The sequence below is a fragment of the Dubosiella newyorkensis genome (genome assembly GCF_001945605.1).
Taxonomy (GTDB): domain Bacteria; phylum Bacillota_I; class Bacilli_A; order Erysipelotrichales; family Erysipelotrichaceae; genus Dubosiella; species Dubosiella newyorkensis.
On record NZ_MPKA01000067.1, the window covers coordinates 73613 to 92470 of the forward strand.

The following is an 18858-nucleotide window of genomic DNA, read 5'->3' on the forward strand; positions in this document are numbered from 1 at the left end:
TGGAATGATCTACAAAAAAAGCTCCGCCTTAGGAAGAGCTTCTATTATTAATATCCATATTTCTTTTTTTCTTCTTTCAAGAAGAAAGCCGAAACAAACAAGGCGCCCACTTCAGCCACTGAGATTGCCGCCCAAATGCCATCCAATCCAAAAAGAAGCGGCATGACGATGATCGAAACGACCTGGAAGACAAACGTTCTCACAAACGAAAGAAGGCCCGAAATAAAGCCATTATTGAGTGCTGTGAAAAAAGAGCTCGCGAAAATATTGAAGCCCGCCACTAAGAATGATAACGAATAGATCCTGATCGCGTGACTTGTCAAAGTCATCAGCTCAATCGAATACGAAACGAAGATCGAAGCGAGCAAATTCGCCATCATCTCGGCCAAGATCGTCAGCACGACAGCTGCGATCGCGATCAAGATCAGCGACTTTTTCAATAAATTTTTCAATTCTTTATGGTTGTTGGCGCCATATTGATAGCCTAGTACAGGCGTGATCCCGAAGGCGTAGCCAAGATAGGCTCCGACAAACACGAAGGCGATATATTGAATGATCCCATAGGCGACCACGCCATCCGAGCCGATCATCTTCATCAGCTCTAAGTTATAGAGCACATTGATCACGCTCATGCTCAAATTCGAAATCATTTCCGAAGAACCATTGAAACAAGCTTGGCCAAGCGCTCTAAGATCTAAGCGCGTCTTTCCTAAGGCGAGTGGCGTTGGATTTGGAAACAAAAAATAGAAGAACGGGATGATCCCACCAACGAGCCAGCTCAATCCGGTCGCAAGCGCCGCTCCGAGTATTCCCCATCGAAATACCGAAATGAACAAATAATCTAAAACGATGTTCGTAAAACCGGCCGCCAGTGTCAGCGCCAAAGAAAGTTTTGGCCTCTCTGCGGTCACTAGAAACGACTGTGATGCATTTTGAAGAAAATAGCCGACCATAAAGATCGAAAGTGTCCGTCCATAGATCACGCAGTATGGGACGAGTTCTTCGCTCGCTCCTAAAAGGCGCGCAAAATCTTCCATAAAAAAGATGCCGATCACGGACAAGAGCGCTCCGATTCCCATCAGCACGTAGATCAGCATTGAAAAGATTTCGTTCGCTTTGGTGTGTTCCCCTTCGCCAAGCGTCTTGGCGATCAGCGCGCTTCCGCCCATTCCGATCATAAAGCCGACCGCCCCCATGATCGCGATGATCGGCCAAATCAAATTCAAGGCTGCGAACGCGTCATTTCCCGCGACATTGGAAACAAAGATCCCGTCCACGATCGTGTATAAAGAGGTGAAGATTACCATCACGATCGAAGGGATCGTAAACGAAAGTAATTTTTTATAAGTAAAATGATCACTCAATTGTATCAAATGAGCACCTCCTCTAAATGTTCTTTATACAAATCTGTATATCGTTTTGACAACGACAAAAACAAGGCTGCTTCTTCTCCCATTTTTTCGAGCACCTTCTTTTCGAGCTCGACAAAAGGCAAAATATGCTCATGATAGTATTGGCTTCCTTTCTCGTTCATCGAAATACCGCCTTTTCCTTTTTTGAGTTCGATCAATCCTCTTTTTTCTAGCGATTTAATGGCTGAATTGATCGTCTGCTTGCTCAAAAAACAAGCGTCCGCCAGCTCCTTTTGGGCAAGGCTCCCTTCTGCTTTGCCGATCGCCGCCAAGATCCCATAAGCGCTGTCTGAAAGACCGAGCGACTTCGCTTCTTTATGGACAAAATAATCCATCTCTTTAAAAAAGGCCGTCTGCGTTTGGAGACGGACCGTTGTATCCTTTTTCATAAAAAATCTCCCCTTAATCCGAAATCGGACTTGTCTATCTTAGCATAGGAAAAGGAGAAGTCAAGAAAGTTCTAATACGTATTGTAGTGGACTTTTTTAGGATCCCATTTATCTTTTGGCTTTAGTTCATGAAGCGGATGACCAAAAGAGAGCACCCAATAAGGAACGATGTTTTCTGGCAGCTTGAAGAATGTTTTCAAGAACTCGACCCGCTCTTGTTCTGGATAGCCACCAAGCCAAACGTCGCCTAATCCTAAAGAGCGCGCCTCTACAAGCATGTTCTCGCTCATCGCAGAAAGGTCCATCACATCATAGGCGTCCCCGAATTGATGGTCGCGGTTCGCCAACAAGACAACGCCAAGCTTCGCTTCTTTTAAACACATGGCGTATGGCGAAAAATGCGAAAGTTCTTCCAGCTCTTTTGGATCCGTGACAACGATCACTTCCCAAGGTTGCGCGTTGACGGCGCTAGGCGCGCAAAAGCCCGCCTTTACGATCTGTTCGATCTGCTCTTTGGATAGAGTCTCGTCTGTATATTGGCGAACGCTTGTCCTTTCAAAAATCGCATTCATTGTATTTCCTCCTTTATTTTAAAAACAATTGGATGATAGCTTCTTTTCCTTTTGTATATGGCCGATACGGGATCGGAAGATCGAGAAGCGAAGAAGAGCGGAGCACGCTCTTTTGATGACTGAACCGCTCAAAGCCATATTTTCCATGGTAATGGCCCAAGCCCGAACTTTGTAAACCGCCAAAAGGCAAATGGATATTCGCCAGATGAAGGATCGTGTTGTTCACACAGCTTCCTCCGCATGGAAACGTATTCTCGAATTGTTGAATATGCGCTTTGTTTTTGGAGAACAAATAGGCGGCTAATGGGTGCGGCTTGTTGGCCAACGTATTGAGCAAATCATCGAAATCTTCATATTCATAAATTGGCAAGAGCGGTCCAAAGATCTCCTCTAGATCGAGGGCGCTATCTTTTTTGACATTTTCTATTAGAGTAGGCGCGATCTGCAGGCTGTCTTCATCGTATTCGCCTCCATAGACGATTTCTCCATCGGCAAGCAGGCTGCGTACTCTTTCAAAGTGTTTTTGGTCGATGATCTTCCCCATCGCTTTCAAGTTTGGATATTGAAGGCGGATCTGGTGTTCGATCTGCTGAAGAAGCGCTCTTTTTTGGGAGCGATGCACATAGACATGATCAACCGCCACACATGTCTGCCCCGCGTTCAAAAACTTGCCAAAGACGATCTTTTTGGCCGCCAAGACTAAATTGACTTCTTGGTCGACGATGCATGGCGACTTGCCTCCGAGCTCTAAAGTGATGGGCACTAAATGTTCGCTGGCTGCCTTCATGACCTCCTGTCCTACTTTGGGCGATCCTGTAAAAAAGATCGAATCTACATTTTGGTGAAAGAGCGCTTGGTTTTCTTGACGTCCGCCTTGCACGACTTCGACATAGGAAGCGGGAAAAACTTGATGCACGATTTCTTCGATCACGCGGCTTGTATGGGCTGAATAGTTGCTTGGCTTCAAGATCACGGTATTGCCGGCTACTAAGGCTTCGATCATAGGCTGCATCGACAAAAGAAACGGATAATTCCATGGAGAAACAATCAAGACGCAGCCATAAGGGATCGAGATGATCTTCGAACAGGACGGAAAAAGGAACAAAGGCGTAGGCACTCTTTTGGGCTTGGCTAAACGATCCAAGTGCTTGAGCATAAAATCGATCGACTCATAGACGAGGCCGATCTCGCACATATAGGCTTCCATCTTCTCTTTTCCTAAATCGAGCCATAGCGCTTCTTCTACTTGTTTTTGTTGACGCTGGATTTCTTTTTTCAGTTGTTTGAGTTTTTCTTTGCGAAAAGCAAGCGACAATGTTCGATGGGTATTGAACATCGCTTTTTGTTTTTCGACAAGCGATTTTATTTTTTGAGGTTCCATAAAACGATTATAGGCCGAAATCGAAAGAATTGCCATTTTGATTGCCTATCCGAATACGGTAAAATAGTTGTAATGGAGGAAAGTTATGAAGCTACAATTTGAACCTTTTTATCAAGAGTATTTAGATGTGCTCGCCGCCTATGATCTTGCGAGCGCCACCATGTATACTGACCAGTGGACTGTAGCGCCTAAAGGGGGCATTCCGAATTCGAGCGCTAAAATGGCCACTTTGAGCAAACTCGCTTTTAAAGTCGAGAACGATCCCGAAACAGTGGAAAAGATCAAAGCGTATTATCAAACGCTGCCAGAAGGATCTCTCGAACAAAAAGAAGTCAAGATGCGTCTCGACGAGCTCGCTTTATCGCAAAACGCTTCGATCGAAGAATTCGAGGCGCTCACGAAAGCTCGCAACGAAGCTGAATACCAATGGCATCAAGCCAAAGAAAACAGCGACTATGCGGCGTTCAAGCCTTATTTGAAAGATTTGATGGAAAAATCGATCGCTTATCAAAAGCATTCTCCTAAGTTCACGGGCAACAATATTTATGATGTGTTCCTCGACGCTTACGAGCCAGAAATGAATGAAGAAAAATACGATGCTTTCTTTCAAGTCATCAAAGAAGAGCTTCCGCCTTTGATTCAAAAGATCCAAAAAAGCGGAAAAAAGATCGATGATCAGGCGTTGCGTGAAGAATTCGCGATCGAACGGCAAGAAAAATTCATGAATACGATCATGGACTACTTACAAGTCGATCCAGACCGGGTCAGCTTAGGAACGACGGAGCATCCTTTCACGAACTTCCTTTCTCATAACGATATGCGGATCACGACGCATTATTATCCAAATCGTTTTTTGAGTGCCATCCTCTCGACTGTGCATGAATATGGTCATGCCTTATATGGTCTTCAGATGAATGAAGCTTTTGAAGGAACGATGCTCAATCATGGTGTCGGCTCGGCTGCCCACGAGTCGCAGTCACGCTTTTTAGAGAACCATATTGGGCGTTCCAAGGCGTTTTGGGAAGCGAATTATCCTGCGCTTGTCGAGCAGTTCCCGGAATTTGAAAACGTCTCGGTCGATGAATTGGTCGATATGATCAATCTCAGCAAGCCTGATCTCATTAGGACTGAAGCGGACGAGCTCACGTATCCGCTCCATATCTTGATTCGTTATGAACTTGAAAAAAAGATCGCGAATGGCGAAATGGATTATGATACGCTTCCTGAACAATGGGCTGATCTTTATGAAAAATATTTGGGCGTTCGTCCTAAAACGGATGCGGAAGGCGTCTTACAAGATGTGCATTGGTCCAATGGGTATTTAGGCTATTTTCCGACGTATGCTTTAGGCAGCGCTTACGCGGCCCAGATCTTTGCGGCGATGCAAAAACAAATCGATGTCGAACAAGTGCTCAAAGAAGGAAAGATGGAAGTGATCACGAATTGGCTCAAAGACAACGTGCACCATTATGCGGGTTCAAAAACGATGGCGGAGATCGTTGAACTCGTTTCAGGCGAGCCATTTGATCCGCACTATTATGTGAACTATTTAAAAGATAAATATTCAAAACTTTATCAAATTCAAGAAGATTAAACGAAGCGTTTTTAGACTCGAGAAGATTCTCTTTGGAGCATAGAGAATCTTCTTTTTTGTTTCTTTGGTTTAGTCGGATCCTGATAATCGTGAGAAATTTTAACCTAATCGTGAGATTTATCGTGAGAATTCTCACGATTCTTTTTTTGACTCTGACTTCCTTTAGCCAGATAACTAAAAAAGAGCCCAACGGGCTCTGCATCCGGCTCCCTCATCGATCTGGACATACAATGGGAATTCTTGGTGTACCAAAAAAGAGAAAGTCTGAATGCAACTGATATGATACCGAATTTTCTTCGATTTCTACGAAAAGTGGAAAAGATAGTCGTTGAATGTGCCTTTTTGGTCAAAAAAAAGGAGTTTTTTCAAACTCCTCATCTCTTTAAATTTAGGCTGCCTTTTTTTCAGCTTCGTCGAGCCAAGCCATCAATTGTGGTTCTGGCAAGTAACCGGACATTGCGGTAACACCTTTTCCATCTTTGAAGTAAATCAAAGTAGGAACGCTCATGACTTTGAAGGCGCTGGCGATATCTGGGAATTTATCAATATCGCATTTAACGATCTCTACTTTTCCTTCTACTTTTTTAGATACCGATTCAAGAACGGGTGTCAACATTTTACAAGGTCCGCACCATTCTGCGAAGAAATCGACAAGCACATTGCCTTTTCCAACATATTCTTTAAACTGATCTATACTTTCAACATATTTTACCATATACATATCCTCCATCTATGTCCATCTTAATCATTTCTAAAACAAAGCGCTATTCATACGCTCAATTCTCTAACTTCTCTTGATATGAAAAGAGAGGCGTGCAATACGCTCCATCAAAACAAGCGGTACATAAGCCAACGTGGCCAGCTGCTTCCTTGAGCTCCTCGACAGACATGAACTTCAAAGAGTCCGCCTCAATATAGTCTTTGATCTGCTCCTCGCTCATGCGCGCTCCGATCAGCTCCTCTTTCGTGCTCGTATCCACCCCATAAAAACAAGGGGAAGTGATGATCGGCGAAGCGATTCGCACATGCACTTCTTTGGCGCCCGCTTCTTTGAGCAGTCGAACGATCCTGCGTGAAGTCGTGCCCCGAACGATCGAATCATCGATCATGACGACGCGTTTGCCCTCGATCACATCTTTGATCGGAGAAAGTTTCATACGCACGCCCCGATCACGCAACGCTTGGGTCGGTTGAATAAAAGTTCGGGTCACGAACCGATTTTTAACAAGCCCTTGCTCCAATTCGATCCCCGCACATTCAGCATATCCGATCGCTGCCGAAAGCGAAGAATCTGGGACCCCGACGACAAGGTCGGCCTCGATCCAATCGTTCTTGGCCAACAACCGTCCTGTCTCTTTTCGAAAGGCGTGGACGTTGATCGATTCGATGTCGCTGTCTGGACGCGCAAAATAAATATATTCCATCGCGCACATATATTGGAACGAAGGAAGGGCGTATCGTTCTCTCGAAACGATTCCCTTATAAAAGCGGACGATCTCGCCAGGCAAGATCTCTGTATGCTCGTACAAGCCAAGAATATCGAGAGCGCACGTTTCCGAAGCGATCACATAGCCATCTTCCATTTTTGAAAAGGAAAGCGGACGAAGTCCTTTTTGGTCCCGGACCGCGATCAATTCATCTTCGCCCATCACGATCAAAGAAAACGCGCCCACAAGCTTGGCCGCTGTCTTCTTTACCCGCTCATAGAGGCTGCCTTTTTCTTTTTGAATATTGTGAAGGATGATCTCGCTATCGCTCGTGCCTTGAAAGATGCATCCTTCTTTTTCTAATTCGACGCGAAGCTCTTTCTCGTTGACGATCTGTCCATTGTGCACGACAGCGACTTGCTCTTTCAATCCGCGCGCGACGATCGGCTGGATATTCGCGTTTTCTTGCCCTCCGGCTGTCGAATACCGAACATGTCCGACCGCTGTTTCGCCCTTCAGCTTTTTAAGACTCTCCTTTGTAAAGAGATCGATCGTTAATCCTTTTCCTTTTTGGATCGAGATCTTTCCTTGATCCATCACGGCGATCCCGCTCGCTTCTTGACCACGATGCTGCAAAGTATGCAGTCCATAATACGTTATAAGGGAAGCTTGTGGCAGACGATAGGCGCCAAAGACGCCGCACTCTTCATGGATTTCATCAAACACGACTCACGTCCTCCTTCAATCAATGGCTTTATTATACCTCAAAGGACCTTTTTTGTGACCACATCTCGAAGGTCGATTTTATAAAACCCTAAAGAAGGATCGCTCAATATGTGATCGAACTCGATTTCTTCTTTTTGAAAGCCGCAATGCTCTAAGAGCGCGAAAAGCGCTTGTTCTTTTTCTTTGCCAGAAACTTCTTGGACGCGGCCGATCGCTCGCAACGACTCGAAACATGGAGTATAGTGCCGATCATCGATCCGATAGCCGCAAAGACGATCGATAAGGATGCTGACTTCCAGCTCGTACTTGAACACTTCCATTTTACGACCTTCTTTTTTGCTGCAGAAAAAGAGCGTGATCTCTTCATTGCGATCGATGAATCCATAAGAAACGGGCTGGATAAAATATCCCGATTCATCTTGAAGTCCCATATGCAAGATCTGGCAACGTTCTAAGATCTTATGGATCTCGTCGCGCTTATTCGTAAACCTCTTTTTCATGATCCTTCTCTTCCTTTTTCTTTTCTTCGTTTTCAAAGTGGATCCGCGCGAGCTTGTAGATGCTTGCCATGATCGGAATGCCTAAAAACATACCAGGCACGCCCGCTAAGGAACCACCCACGACCACGGTGATCATGACATAAATGCCAGGAAGCCCAACTTGGCTGCCTACGACCCGTGGATAAATGATATTGCTTTCGAATTGCTGCAAAATGCACAAATAGATCAAGAACACGACCGAAAGCCAAGGCGACACAGTGAAAACCATGAACATTCCGATCGCCCCACCAATATAGGCACCAATCATCGGAATGATATTGATCACTCCGACCAGCGTGCCGATCATGAGCGGATACGGAAGCTTGAGAATAAACATGCCTAACGCGCACGTCGAACCTAAAATCAGCGCTTCTAAACATTGTCCGCAAATAAAGGACGAAAAAGAATCATAAATGATATAGAGGGCGCGAGTGATCTTTTGTTCTGTTTCCGGCTTGAGCCACAAATTACATGCGCGATGATATAAACGGACAAATCGTTGTTTATCGAGCAGCACATAGATCGCGAAAATGATGACGATGATCAAATTGACAATGCTTGTCACAACGGTTCCAACCATGCCTACAGCACTTCCGAGCATGTTCGATACCCCTGTTGTCGTGAAATGAACGAAATTCTTGACGACTTGTTCCCAGTCGATATCCATCGTTTCGATATAAGCGACGATTTGCGGATTGTCGGCAAACAGCTTTTTAAAGAACGTCTCTGTTTCTGAAAAATAGCCAGGAAGCACTTTGACCATGACTTCGCCTGCTTCGATCAAGGAAGGGACGACAAGCCAAACAAGAGCCGCCAACAACAAGATCACGATGACCAGCGACAAAAGCAAGGCGAGAGCCCGTTTGCTTTTGAGGATGAATTTCGAGTGCGACTTGGAAAGAAAATCCTCGATCGGGCGCATGATCAAATTGATCACGAACGCGAGCATCGCGCCAAAGACTAAACTTGAGATCGCTCCCCAAAATGTTTTTAAAAGAGCAAGAACTTGATCAAGCCGCAAAACGAGAATCACAAGAGCTGTAATGCTTAAAAGCAGCTTCCAATTTATTTTTTCAGAACGCATAGACGCACTTCCTTTCATTGAGTATTTTCATTATAACGAAGGCATTCCTAAATTGAGCTTGTAATGCTTTTAGAGAATCTATACAAAACAGAAGAGAACTGATTCAGATCTCCTCTGTTAAATGCTTTTTGATAATAAGTAACCTGTGCTTCTTCCAACACCTGTTTTCTCGACGATATTCTTTTCAATCAAGTGATTTAAGATTGTTCTAGTTTTGGTCCGGCTGAACGGTGAAATCTTCATGATTTGGGACATTGTGTGAATGCGCGTTGGACTCAGTTGTTCACAAATTATGCTTTCATCTTCACTTAATTCGATATGATCTTTGAATAAAGGAAGAGCAATCAAGATCGAGTGTTCACTGATTAGAAATGTCGGTTGAGTGATGCTATTTTCATACGCTTGTCGGATTCGATAAATACCGGTCCCGAAAATTTCTACTAACTTTAAACGGAAAAATATATTTCCAAGAATTCGATTTCTCAATACTGATCCATGTTTTCCTAAAAACTCCTCTTTCGTGATTTCGGAAGGAAGTCCTCCTGGTGAAAGTATTTCGATTCGATCTTCAAACATTGAAACTTGAATGTTTCTTTTTGAATCCCATACACGATGGATCAGGGCATTCGCAATGGCTTCGCGAAAAGCGACTTCAGGAACTAATTCTATTTTTTCCCGTTCGAATCCAGTAATGGTTTCATATTGATATTGTTCTTTATATATTTGTGCGACTTGATCATATTGAAGCAAAATCGATTGATTCACAAAAGAAACTCTTTTCCAAATGATATTTTCATCCTTTCCAAATACAGCCACATCGATTCCTGGAAAAGTATTGCGATCTGCTAATATTTCTGCCGCAAGATTGTACTTTTGATGTTTGTCATATAATTCCAGAGATTTTAATACATTTTCATTCATTTCTTGAATTCCTAACGTTTGTCGCAAATATTCCGCCAACGTTGAAAAAGTAAGATCTTCTTTTTGCGAGGGTAGTTCTTCAAACTCTAAATTCTTTCCTTCCAAGATCAATCTAGATAGCTCTAGATCATCTACTTCTATTGTGGCAGTGTCATTTCGTTTATACGCTTTTCCTTTATATCGATAAGGCGTATGTTCTCCCTTTTGAACATGTAGTTCAATTGTTGCATTTTCCAAGACTTCAAGCGAATATTCAGGTTGTGGATGAATATTATCATTGATTTGATTCTCAATATTCAAGCATAATTCTTCTGGATTCGAAATCGGAACGACCTTTCCTTGATCATTCATCCCAAAAACAATAATCCCTCCTTCATAATTCGAAAAGGCACTCACAGTTTTCAAGTATTGGGGTGTCATTTTTTCTTTCCATTCAAGATTCTTATTTTCTTTCATAATATTCTCCTAGGCCTATTATAAACTTTTTGAGCATGCGCGAAAAAATTTTCGCGCAAATTTATGCGCAAATCGCGCGCAAAAAAAAAGCCTTGACCTAAGCCAAGACTTCTTTCTCTATTTTTTTGATTTGCCTTCTACTGTTGTTGAATCCATTGTTTCTGGTTTTGGCGCTTTTAGCTCTTCTTTTTTGATCTTGACTTGAAGCTCGGCTAATACCGATTTCGCAAAATCTCTTCCGCCAACTCCAAAAGCGATCGCGAAAGCGACAGCCAAAGCGGCGACGATCAAGATGAACGTGCTATCCACTAATGTGCGAGCGATACCTAATTGGTTGAGGATCATGAATCCACCAATGACATAGATCAAATACTTGAACATCGAACCAACCGCTGGATGGCCATTCTTTTTGAATACATTCGAGACGATGCTGCCAATCAAAACGCAGATCGCAAAAATGATAAAAGCCGCCAACGCATAAGGCATGTAAGCGATGATCGAAGTTCCGATGCTTGTCAACACGCCAAGATGCAACGTCGCGAAACTTTCAACAATGAAGAAGATCACCAAAATAACTTCGACCGTTTTTCCTGTCACATTCGATAAAGAGAATGTTGGATTTTTCGTTCCTGTCAATTCAGCCAGTTTCGCGTCAAGTCCAGAGGACTCGATCAAACGCGTGATGATATTGCCAATAAATTTCGCTAAGATCCATCCGATCACGATAATGATCAAGGCTGCCAAAATACTTGGAATATAGTTGAATACAGTCGAAAGCATAGCGATCGCTGGATCCGAAATGGCGCGGATGTTCAATACCGATAAAGCGGAAATGATCACTGGGATCAAGATCAAAACGTAAACGATATACGCAAGCGTATTGGAAAGTTCTCCTTGCTCGTTGACTTGGATACCCGCGATCTTTTGAAGCCGATTGACTTCGAGCTTGTTCAAGATCGGCACGAGCAGTTCACGAACGAGCTTGGCAATATAGAATCCGATCCAAAGGATGATGATCGCAAACAAGATGTTTGGAACATAACCCCATACGGTATTCAGCAACGCTAAGATCGGCGCTGTCACTTGTGTCATGCCTAAGATCTCGAAGATGCCTGGCACGAACAATAAAAAGACGATCAATTGTACGAGTTTGCCGATGAGCTCAATTGTTTTCATGCCTGTATTTTCTTGGCCATTTTTATCTGTACGTTTTAAGTCAGCAAGCTTCGTATGTTTCAATAGCTTTTCGATGAGCGATTTCGCGATGGCTGCCACCACAAAAGCTAAGATCAGGACAAGAATCGCTTTGAGCGCCGTCCCGAATCCAGAATTAAAAAATTCATAAAATTTTTCTGTCATACTATAACCTCTGCTTCTTTGATTAGAAGCTTCTCTACCTTAAGGTAGTTTTACAGTATCATAGCTCTATTAAAAAATCTCATTGTATGCCTCACGCAAAAAAGAGCGATTCCCTTATGAAAAGGAGATCGCTCTTTACGCATCAGAATAATCCCGTGATCTTTCCGTTCGCGTCAATATCCATATCTAAAGCGCTTGGATGTTTAGGAAGACCTGGCATCGTCAGCACTTTTCCTGTCAGCGCCACGATAAATCCAGCCCCTAAAGAAGGACGAAGCTCTCGGACCGTAATCGTAAAATCCGTCGGCCGACCCATCACTTTGCCATCATCGCTCAACGACATTTGCGTCTTGGCCATACAGATCGGCAAATCGTTCCAGCCTAGCTCATTGAAGCGTTCGATCTGCTCTTTCGCTTCTGGCGTGAATTCCACGCCTTTAGCGCCATACACTTTTCGAGCGATCGACTCGATCTTCGATTCGATCGAATCGTTCACATCATACAATGGCGCAAAATCGTTTTCCTGCTCGCAAAGCTGCACGACTTGATTCGCTAGATCGATCGCGCCTTCTCCACCTTTCGCCCACACTTGCGAAAGAGCCATCGGATGTCCATTGGCTTGGCACCATTCCTGCAGCGCTTTGACTTCTTCTGGCGTGTCGCTGACAAACTCGTTGATCGCCACGATATATGGAAGGCCAAATTGCTGGATCGTATCGATATGCTTCGCTAAGTTTTCGCAGCCTTTGAGCATCGCTTCCACATTTTCCTCTTTCAGATCTTCATAAGCGACACCGCCATGTTGTTTGAGGGCACGGATCGTCGCCACGATCACGACCGCGTTAGGATGCAGATCGGCCAGCCGGCATTTGATATCCAAAAATTTTTCAGCCCCTAGATCCGCTCCAAATCCCGCTTCGGTCACTACATAATCGGCTAAGCGAAGCGCCGTCTTGGTCGCGATCACCGAATTGCATCCGTGCGCGATATTGGCAAACGGTCCGCCATGGATCAAGACCGGATTGTGTTCGAGCGTCTGAACGAGATTTGGCAAGATCGCATCTTTCATCACCATCGCCATCGCTCCTTCGATGCCTAGATCTCTGACAAAGACAGGTTTTTGATCGTACGTGTAGGCGACAAGGATCTTTCCAAAACGTTCTTTCAGATCCATCAAGTCGCTAGCCAAGCATAAAGAAGCCATGATCTCGCTAGCCACCGTGATATTGAAACCATCTTCTCGTTTGACGCCATTGACTTTCGCGCCAAGCCCGATGTCGATTTGACGGAGCTCGCGCTCGTTCATATCCAAGCAGCGCTTGAAGGTGATCGAGGCAGGATCGATATTCAAAGCGTTCCCTTGATAAATATGGTTGTCGAGGATCGCGCTCACTAAGTTGTTGCACGTCGTAATGGCATGCATATCCCCTGTAAAATGCAAGTTGATGTCTTCCATTGGCACGACTTGAGCATAGCCGCCTCCTGCAGCGCCTCCCTTTAAGCCAAAGACAGGTCCTAAAGAAGGTTCGCGCAAAGCCATCATCGTCTTTTTGCCAATGCGGTTCAAGGCGTCTCCAAGCCCTACTGTGGTCGTCGATTTTCCTTCGCCCGCTTTTGTCGGATTGATCGCTGTGACCAGGATCAATTTCCCTTCTTTATTTTTTTCCAGCTCCTTGATCAAATCAAAGGCGAGCTTCGCCTTGTACTTTCCATAATGCTCGAGGGCATCATTAGGAATATCGACTTTTGCGGCGACAGTCTCGATCGGTTCAAGCACGCATTCTTGCGCGATCTCTAAATCAGTTTTAGCCATACTCACTCCATATCCTTTCTTCCAATATCGTTTCGATAAAACAAATGATCGCAGTGGATCTTCTCGATCTCGCTGTATGTTTTTTGATATGCTTCTTCCAAAGTGTCTGCCAAAGAAACGAGCATGAGGACGCGTCCTCCATCTGTAAGCAGATCGCCGCTCTCTTCTTTCGTGCCCATATGATAAAGCAAGCCATCCACTTGATCATATCCTGTGATCTTGGCTCCTTTCGTGGAGGAGGCTGGATAGTTGGTGCTTGCGAGCACGACCCCATGCGCCACTTGATCGTTCCACTTCAGCTCGATCTCTTTTTGTTCCATCACATCCAATATGGCTTGGATAAAATCCGATTCTAAGCGGGAAAGGATAACTTCCGCTTCTGGGTCGCCAAATCGAGCGTTGAATTCGATGACTTTGATCCCATCGTCGGTCAGCATGAGCCCGCCATACAAAAAGCCAGTGAATGGGACCCCTTCTTGCACCATCGCTTTTGCCATTGGCCGCATGACTTTCTCCATTGTCTCTTCAATGATTTCTGGAGTGATCTTCTTGACAGGTGAATAGGAACCCATGCCCCCAGTATTTGGCCCTGTATCGTTATCGCCCACTCGTTTATGGTCTTGGGCGACTTCAAGAGGAATGACCAGATCGCCGCACACAAGAGCGATCAAAGAATATTCAAAGCCTTCCAAATAGTCTTCGATTACCACTTTGTTTTCAGGGATCGAAAAGGCGATCTGGAGCGCTTGGTCGGCTTCTTCGATCGTATTGGCGATCGTGACCCCTTTTCCGGCCTTCAGACCATTTTCCTTGATCACGATCGGCACGCCTTTTTGATGAACATAAGCGAGCGCTTGCTCATACGTATCGAACGTTTGATAGTCGGCTGTCGGGATCCCGTACTTTTTCATGATTGTCTTCGCGAAATCTTTGCTGGATTCCACTTGGGCGGCCGCCTGACTTGGCGCGAAGATCTTCAATCCTTCTTTAAAGAAGGCATCTTGGATGCCTAAAGCTAAAGCGGATTCTGGTCCGACAATCGTAAGATCGATATCGTTTTCTTTCGCGAAAGCGACAAGCTCATCGATCTTGTCGTCTTGGATCGGCACACACTCGCCCAATTCACGCATTCCAGGATTTCCTGGAGCCATATATAATGTATCGCACAAAGAAGAGCGGCTAGCCGCCAACGCAAGAGCGTGCTCTCTTCCTCCCTTTCCTACAACGAGAATCTTCATCTTTCTATATCCTTTCTCAAATTTTTAAAAATTGTTCCACATCGAGCACGAAGATCGTCGCGCCTCCTACTTGCACTTCGATCGGAAAAGACATATAGCGTCCCATATCATAACCTGCCGAGCTTGGAATGAGTTCCGAACGTTTACGCGAGCTTTCCTTGATCAATTCGATCGCTTCCTGCACGTCCTCGTCTTCGCAGCCGATCATCAGTGTTGTGTTGCCTGCCCGTAAAAAGCCGCCTGTCGTGTTCAGCTTTGTGACTTGAAATTTCTTTTCGGTTAGGGCTCTAGATGCGGTGGAGCTGTCTTCATTGGATAAAATTGCTAAGATCAGTTTCATATCGAGCCTCCTTTCTATGTTTTCTTGATGATTTTTTACTTTTTTAAGTTTGGAATCTTCTCCCTTTCCAATTATAACAAAACCTTTTGTTTTTTTTCTTATTTTTTTATAGGAGCCAGTTCATTCTTTTTGTCGATTCGTTATATAATAAAAAGGAAGCGATAGAGAGGAAGCAAAAATGGCAAAAAGAAAAAGAAGAAGGTTTCATTTAGGTCGTTTGCTCGCTGTTTTGCTCGTTCCGCTCGTCCTAATCGCAGCGATTTATTTTGTCTATTTGAAGCTCAATCCACTGCAGCTCAAAGCTCGAGATATCGTAGTGGAATACAAAGAAAAGTTTGATCCAAAAGACAACATCAAACGGGTATTTGGCGGATCGAAAGATGATGTAAAAATCGAGGGGACGATCGATACGAACGCAAAAGGCGAATACCCGATCACCTATACTTACGGCAACGAAAAGATCAACGCGATCGTGAATGTCAAAGACCAAAAACCGCCTGTACTGACTTTGCAGGAAGCCAAAGTTGATATGAAGGATAAAGGGGATCCTAAATTGATCATCAAAGAGGTCAAAGACGCCAGCGAAGTCACATTTGATTTTAAATACGATAAAAAAACATTTGATGAGCGTGGCAAACACAAGATCGAAGTCACGGCAACCGATGAAGATGGAAACACGACCACAGAAACAGGAACTTTGATCCGGGAAGAGGATTCGAAAGCGCCAACTTTAGTCGATCCGGATCAAAAGATCACGATCAAGCAAGGTGAAGAGCTCGATCTTTCCGCGATCAAAGTCAAAGACGATTTCGATCCAGAACCGACTGTGACGATGGATGAAGAATTCGATTCAGAAGAAGCGGGAAAACAGACGATCACGATCAAAGTCTCCGATCGTTCCGGCAATGAAAAAGAATACGAACAGATCGTCAATGTGAAGGAAGATCCAGCCTATGGCAAAAAAGTCGTCTATTTGACTTTTGATGATGGTCCAAGCGAAAACACCGCCAAGATCTTAGATATTTTAGACAAATACAACGCGAAAGCGACGTTCTTCGTGACCGGAAACCACCCAGAATACAATAAATATATGAAACGGGCCGCTAAAGAAGGCCATACGATCGGCCTCCACACGTATACACATAACTATTCCCAACTGTACAGCAGCGAGGAAGCGTATTTCGATGACTTGCAGCAGATCTCGGATATGGTCGAAGATGTGACGGGCAAAAAATCAAAAGTGATCCGTTTTCCGGGAGGTTCGAGCAATATGATCTCGGCCAATTATGTCGATGGTCTCATGACTACGCTTACCCAGAAAGTCCAAGAACAAGGCTATCAATATTTCGATTGGAACGTCGATTCGACCGACGCGAGCGGCAACCGGGTCCCTGTTTCGCAGCTTGTCGAAAACGCCACCGCGAGCGATGATCAATACATCAACATTTTGATGCACGATACAGATGCCAAAGACACGACCGTCGAAGCGCTGCCGGAAATCATTAAATATTATAAAGACAAAGGCTATGTGTTCTTGGGGCTGGATACGGATTCGTACGCGCCTCATCACAATGTCGTCAACTAAAGAGCGGAAACGCTCTTTTCTAGAAAGAGGAGAAAGATGGAAATCGAACTTAAAAAATGGAGTTTCGAGGATGAAGAAGCTCTTACCAAACTATGCAACGCGATCGATCGAAGCTACTTATCCGATCGTCTTCCAAATCCCTATACGAAAAGCGCAGCCCAGTGGTGGCTCAATATGATCCAGGAAAACGAGAATAAAAACGGCGTGTTTCGAAAGATCGTCGCTCAAGGCAAGATCGTTGGCACGATCTCGGTCGAAAAAAAAGATGATGTTAACCGGAAAGACGCGGAAATTGGATACTATGTGCTACCCGAAGAATACGGGAAAGGCATTATGAGCGAAGCCGTTAAGAAAATTTGCGAACTCGCTTTTCAAGAGCTCGACATCATTCGAATCACTGGATCGGTTTTCGAACCGAATATCGCCTCGAGAAGAGTGCTTGAAAAAAATGGTTTCTTGCTTGAAGGCGTTTTAAAAAGCGCGGTATTCAAAAACGATACGATCTATGATCTTTGCCTTTATGGAAAAGTTAAAGAAGATAAAAAAACTGGCTGAAATTTTTTTCAGCCAGTTTTTCATTCAATCGATCAGCTTCAAATATTTGAACGCGTTGTAGAGGCCATCCTCGTTCACATCGTCTGTGATATAATCAGCCGCTGCCTTGATGCCTTCTCCTCCATTGCCCATCGCCACATTGTAGTGACAAAGCTCGAACATCGAAAGATCGATATTCGCGTCCCCAAAAGAAATTGTATCGGCTTGATCGGCCTTCAAATGATCGAGAAGCACTTCGATCGCATGCTTTTTCGTGATCCCTGTCGGCCCTAGATCGCCAAAGAGCGCCTGCTCGCCTTTGCCGCCCCAAGTATTGGCGACCAACTCAGGAAACGCCTCCTTGGAGTCAAGATGATCTTGATACGAAGAAAGAATAAAGCTGATCTTGTTCACATCTTCGCGGTAAAGATCTTCGTTTTCCAAGAAGATGAATCCATTCACGAAAGAGTTGGCGCTCGCCTTGGCGCTTGCTTCATCCGCTCCTTTCCCGGTCGCATATTTCTGCATCACGATCGGGCCTTGCTCTTTCATATATTCGTTGGCGTACATGCCTGAATTGGCTTCCAAATAAAAGCCGAGTTTTCTTTCGTTGCACCAGTCAACGATCTTTTGAACCTCTTCTTTGCTCAATCCTTGATGCATCACGACCTGACCCGCATCTTCCACATAGGCGCCATTCCCGCCGATCATTCCATCTAGTTCTGGCAAATCGCGCTGTTCGATCTCCGCCTTCGAGCATCCCGTGCAAATATAGACTTTATGCCCGTTTTTGCGCGCTTGATCCACCGCTTTTTTCGCGGAGGCGGGCGTTTTCGCTTCATAATCGATCAATGTGCCATCGACATCCAAAAATACGATCTTACTCATTCCTGTTCCTCCTTCTTTCTTTTTTTCATTATACCAAATCAAAAAAAGCGAATATATGGAACGCTGTTACAAAAAAAAGACCCGTTCTCCGGGTCATTCGCAAAGCGTTTTGTAGTAAGAAAGAAGCGCCAATAAAAGCTGAATACTGTCGTTGACTTCTTCTTCATCCATTTCCACGATCTTCTCGTAATTTTGCATCATGATCTCTTTTGGCAGATCGTATTTCACAACGATATACTCGATCCAGCGTTCCTTGTCTTCGATTTGCTGAGAAGTGATGACGCCCTCCGAGACGATAACGCCTTTCACATCCTCAAAGTCTACAGGAACCGACCATTTCACTAGACCAGCGTGGCATGAATACATTTGGATCTCGTTTTTTCCTAACGCATTCGTATAATTCTCTATAGTGCAAGCTTCGCAATGTTCGAGCGCTTTATTACTCATTTTAATGCACTTGCAAAAGAAGTTTTTCTCCTTCGCGCTATCCACATCGCCAATATCTTGAACAAAATATGAGCGAAGACCTGTTATTTGATGATAGAAATCCATTGCTTTTTGAATTGCTTCCAATGATCTCATAATCCTAAATCCCTCCGA

General features: G+C 44.4%; 18 protein-coding genes. 3 read left to right on the top strand and 15 right to left on the bottom strand.

The window, feature by feature from the left end; all coding sequences use genetic code 11:
- Window positions 1-47: 47 nt before the first annotated feature.
- The 4 genes from BO225_RS07105 to BO225_RS07120 form a co-directional block, all read right to left on the bottom strand.
- On the bottom strand, window positions 48-1373 hold the full coding sequence (locus BO225_RS07105; RefSeq protein WP_076341562.1) for an MATE family efflux transporter: 1326 nt from the start codon (window positions 1371-1373) through the stop codon (window positions 48-50).
- Window positions 1370-1801: a MarR family winged helix-turn-helix transcriptional regulator gene (locus BO225_RS07110; protein WP_076341563.1), complete on the bottom strand. Its 432-nt coding sequence runs from the start codon at window positions 1799-1801 to the stop codon at window positions 1370-1372. Before BO225_RS07110 ends, BO225_RS07105 begins: the two co-directional genes overlap by 4 nt.
- Before the next feature lie 71 nt (window positions 1802-1872).
- Window positions 1873-2373: a nitroreductase family protein gene (locus tag BO225_RS07115; protein WP_076341564.1), complete on the bottom strand. Its 501-nt coding sequence runs from the start codon at window positions 2371-2373 to the stop codon at window positions 1873-1875.
- Between the two features lie 13 nt (window positions 2374-2386).
- Window positions 2387-3790: an aldehyde dehydrogenase family protein gene (locus tag BO225_RS07120; protein WP_233120307.1), complete on the bottom strand. Its 1404-nt coding sequence runs from the start codon at window positions 3788-3790 to the stop codon at window positions 2387-2389.
- A 49-nt stretch (window positions 3791-3839) separates the two neighbouring features.
- Between BO225_RS07120 and BO225_RS07125 the strand changes: the two genes are divergently transcribed.
- On the top strand, window positions 3840-5348 hold the full coding sequence (locus BO225_RS07125) for a carboxypeptidase M32 (protein ID WP_076341565.1): 1509 nt from the start codon (window positions 3840-3842) through the stop codon (window positions 5346-5348).
- 388 nt (window positions 5349-5736) lie between these two features.
- Here the strand turns inward: BO225_RS07125 and trxA are convergent, their stop codons facing one another.
- From trxA to BO225_RS07170, 9 genes are all read right to left on the bottom strand, one after another.
- Window positions 5737-6063, bottom strand: a complete 327-nt coding sequence (trxA, locus tag BO225_RS07130; protein WP_076341566.1) for a thioredoxin — start codon at window positions 6061-6063, stop codon at window positions 5737-5739.
- Between the two features lie 61 nt (window positions 6064-6124).
- Entirely contained in the window at window positions 6125-7501 is a 1377-nt protein-coding gene (gene purF, locus BO225_RS07135; protein ID WP_076341567.1) for an amidophosphoribosyltransferase, read from the bottom strand.
- Between the two features lie 38 nt (window positions 7502-7539).
- Window positions 7540-8001, bottom strand: coding sequence for a pyridoxamine 5'-phosphate oxidase family protein (locus BO225_RS07140; protein WP_076341568.1), 462 nt, complete (start codon window positions 7999-8001; stop codon window positions 7540-7542).
- A complete protein-coding gene (locus BO225_RS07145; RefSeq protein WP_076341569.1) occupies window positions 7979-9124 on the bottom strand; it encodes an AI-2E family transporter in 1146 nt (381 codons plus the stop codon). Before BO225_RS07145 ends, BO225_RS07140 begins: the two co-directional genes overlap by 23 nt.
- Window positions 9125-9241: 117 nt before the next feature.
- On the bottom strand, window positions 9242-10501 hold the full coding sequence (locus tag BO225_RS07150) for an RNA-binding domain-containing protein (protein WP_076341570.1): 1260 nt from the start codon (window positions 10499-10501) through the stop codon (window positions 9242-9244).
- 117 nt (window positions 10502-10618) lie between these two features.
- Window positions 10619-11860 carry a mechanosensitive ion channel gene (locus tag BO225_RS07155; RefSeq protein WP_076341571.1) on the bottom strand — a complete coding sequence of 414 codons (1242 nt, stop codon included), beginning with the start codon at window positions 11858-11860 and terminating at the stop codon, window positions 10619-10621.
- A gap of 142 nt (window positions 11861-12002) precedes the next feature.
- Window positions 12003-13673, bottom strand: coding sequence for a formate--tetrahydrofolate ligase (locus tag BO225_RS07160; RefSeq protein WP_076341572.1), 1671 nt, complete (start codon window positions 13671-13673; stop codon window positions 12003-12005).
- A 2-nt stretch (window positions 13674-13675) separates the two neighbouring features.
- Window positions 13676-14911 carry a phosphoribosylamine--glycine ligase gene (gene purD / locus BO225_RS07165; RefSeq protein ID WP_076341573.1) on the bottom strand — a complete coding sequence of 412 codons (1236 nt, stop codon included), beginning with the start codon at window positions 14909-14911 and terminating at the stop codon, window positions 13676-13678.
- 16 nt (window positions 14912-14927) lie between these two features.
- Entirely contained in the window at window positions 14928-15251 is a 324-nt protein-coding gene (locus BO225_RS07170; protein ID WP_076341574.1) for a cyclic-di-AMP receptor, read from the bottom strand.
- A gap of 178 nt (window positions 15252-15429) precedes the next feature.
- On the opposite strand from BO225_RS07170, the gene BO225_RS07175 reads away from it, so the two are divergent.
- Window positions 15430-16836, top strand: a complete 1407-nt coding sequence (locus tag BO225_RS07175; protein WP_076341575.1) for a polysaccharide deacetylase family protein — start codon at window positions 15430-15432, stop codon at window positions 16834-16836.
- A gap of 36 nt (window positions 16837-16872) precedes the next feature.
- A complete protein-coding gene (locus BO225_RS07180; protein WP_076341576.1) occupies window positions 16873-17391 on the top strand; it encodes a GNAT family N-acetyltransferase in 519 nt (172 codons plus the stop codon).
- A 24-nt stretch (window positions 17392-17415) separates the two neighbouring features.
- Here the strand turns inward: BO225_RS07180 and BO225_RS07185 are convergent, their stop codons facing one another.
- Both BO225_RS07185 and BO225_RS07190 read right to left on the bottom strand, forming a co-directional pair.
- On the bottom strand, window positions 17416-18258 hold the full coding sequence (locus tag BO225_RS07185) for a Cof-type HAD-IIB family hydrolase (RefSeq protein WP_076341577.1): 843 nt from the start codon (window positions 18256-18258) through the stop codon (window positions 17416-17418).
- A gap of 93 nt (window positions 18259-18351) precedes the next feature.
- On the bottom strand, window positions 18352-18840 hold the full coding sequence (locus BO225_RS07190) for a PocR ligand-binding domain-containing protein (RefSeq protein WP_076341578.1): 489 nt from the start codon (window positions 18838-18840) through the stop codon (window positions 18352-18354).
- Window positions 18841-18858 lie beyond the last annotated feature (18 nt).

Bases quoted from the DNA above. Each gene is read 5' to 3' on its own strand.
- BO225_RS07110 (WP_076341563.1), bottom strand. From the start codon at position 1,801: ATGAAAAAGGATACAACGGTCCGTCTCCAAACGCAGACGGCCTTTTTT.
- BO225_RS07115 (WP_076341564.1), bottom strand. From the start codon at position 2,373: ATGAATGCGATTTTTGAAAGGACAAGCGTTCGCCAATATACAGACGAG.
- BO225_RS07120 (WP_233120307.1), bottom strand. From the start codon at position 3,790: ATGGCAATTCTTTCGATTTCGGCCTATAATCGTTTTATGGAACCTCAA.
- BO225_RS07125 (WP_076341565.1), top strand. From the start codon at position 3,840: ATGAAGCTACAATTTGAACCTTTTTATCAAGAGTATTTAGATGTGCTC.
- trxA (WP_076341566.1), bottom strand. From the start codon at position 6,063: ATGGTAAAATATGTTGAAAGTATAGATCAGTTTAAAGAATATGTTGGA.
- BO225_RS07140 (WP_076341568.1), bottom strand. From the start codon at position 8,001: ATGAAAAAGAGGTTTACGAATAAGCGCGACGAGATCCATAAGATCTTA.
- BO225_RS07145 (WP_076341569.1), bottom strand. From the start codon at position 9,124: ATGCGTTCTGAAAAAATAAATTGGAAGCTGCTTTTAAGCATTACAGCT.
- BO225_RS07150 (WP_076341570.1), bottom strand. From the start codon at position 10,501: ATGAAAGAAAATAAGAATCTTGAATGGAAAGAAAAAATGACACCCCAA.
- BO225_RS07155 (WP_076341571.1), bottom strand. From the start codon at position 11,860: ATGACAGAAAAATTTTATGAATTTTTTAATTCTGGATTCGGGACGGCG.
- BO225_RS07160 (WP_076341572.1), bottom strand. From the start codon at position 13,673: ATGGCTAAAACTGATTTAGAGATCGCGCAAGAATGCGTGCTTGAACCG.
- purD (WP_076341573.1), bottom strand. From the start codon at position 14,911: ATGAAGATTCTCGTTGTAGGAAAGGGAGGAAGAGAGCACGCTCTTGCG.
- BO225_RS07170 (WP_076341574.1), bottom strand. From the start codon at position 15,251: ATGAAACTGATCTTAGCAATTTTATCCAATGAAGACAGCTCCACCGCA.
- BO225_RS07175 (WP_076341575.1), top strand. From the start codon at position 15,430: ATGGCAAAAAGAAAAAGAAGAAGGTTTCATTTAGGTCGTTTGCTCGCT.
- BO225_RS07180 (WP_076341576.1), top strand. From the start codon at position 16,873: ATGGAAATCGAACTTAAAAAATGGAGTTTCGAGGATGAAGAAGCTCTT.
- BO225_RS07185 (WP_076341577.1), bottom strand. From the start codon at position 18,258: ATGAGTAAGATCGTATTTTTGGATGTCGATGGCACATTGATCGATTAT.
- BO225_RS07190 (WP_076341578.1), bottom strand. From the start codon at position 18,840: ATGAGATCATTGGAAGCAATTCAAAAAGCAATGGATTTCTATCATCAA.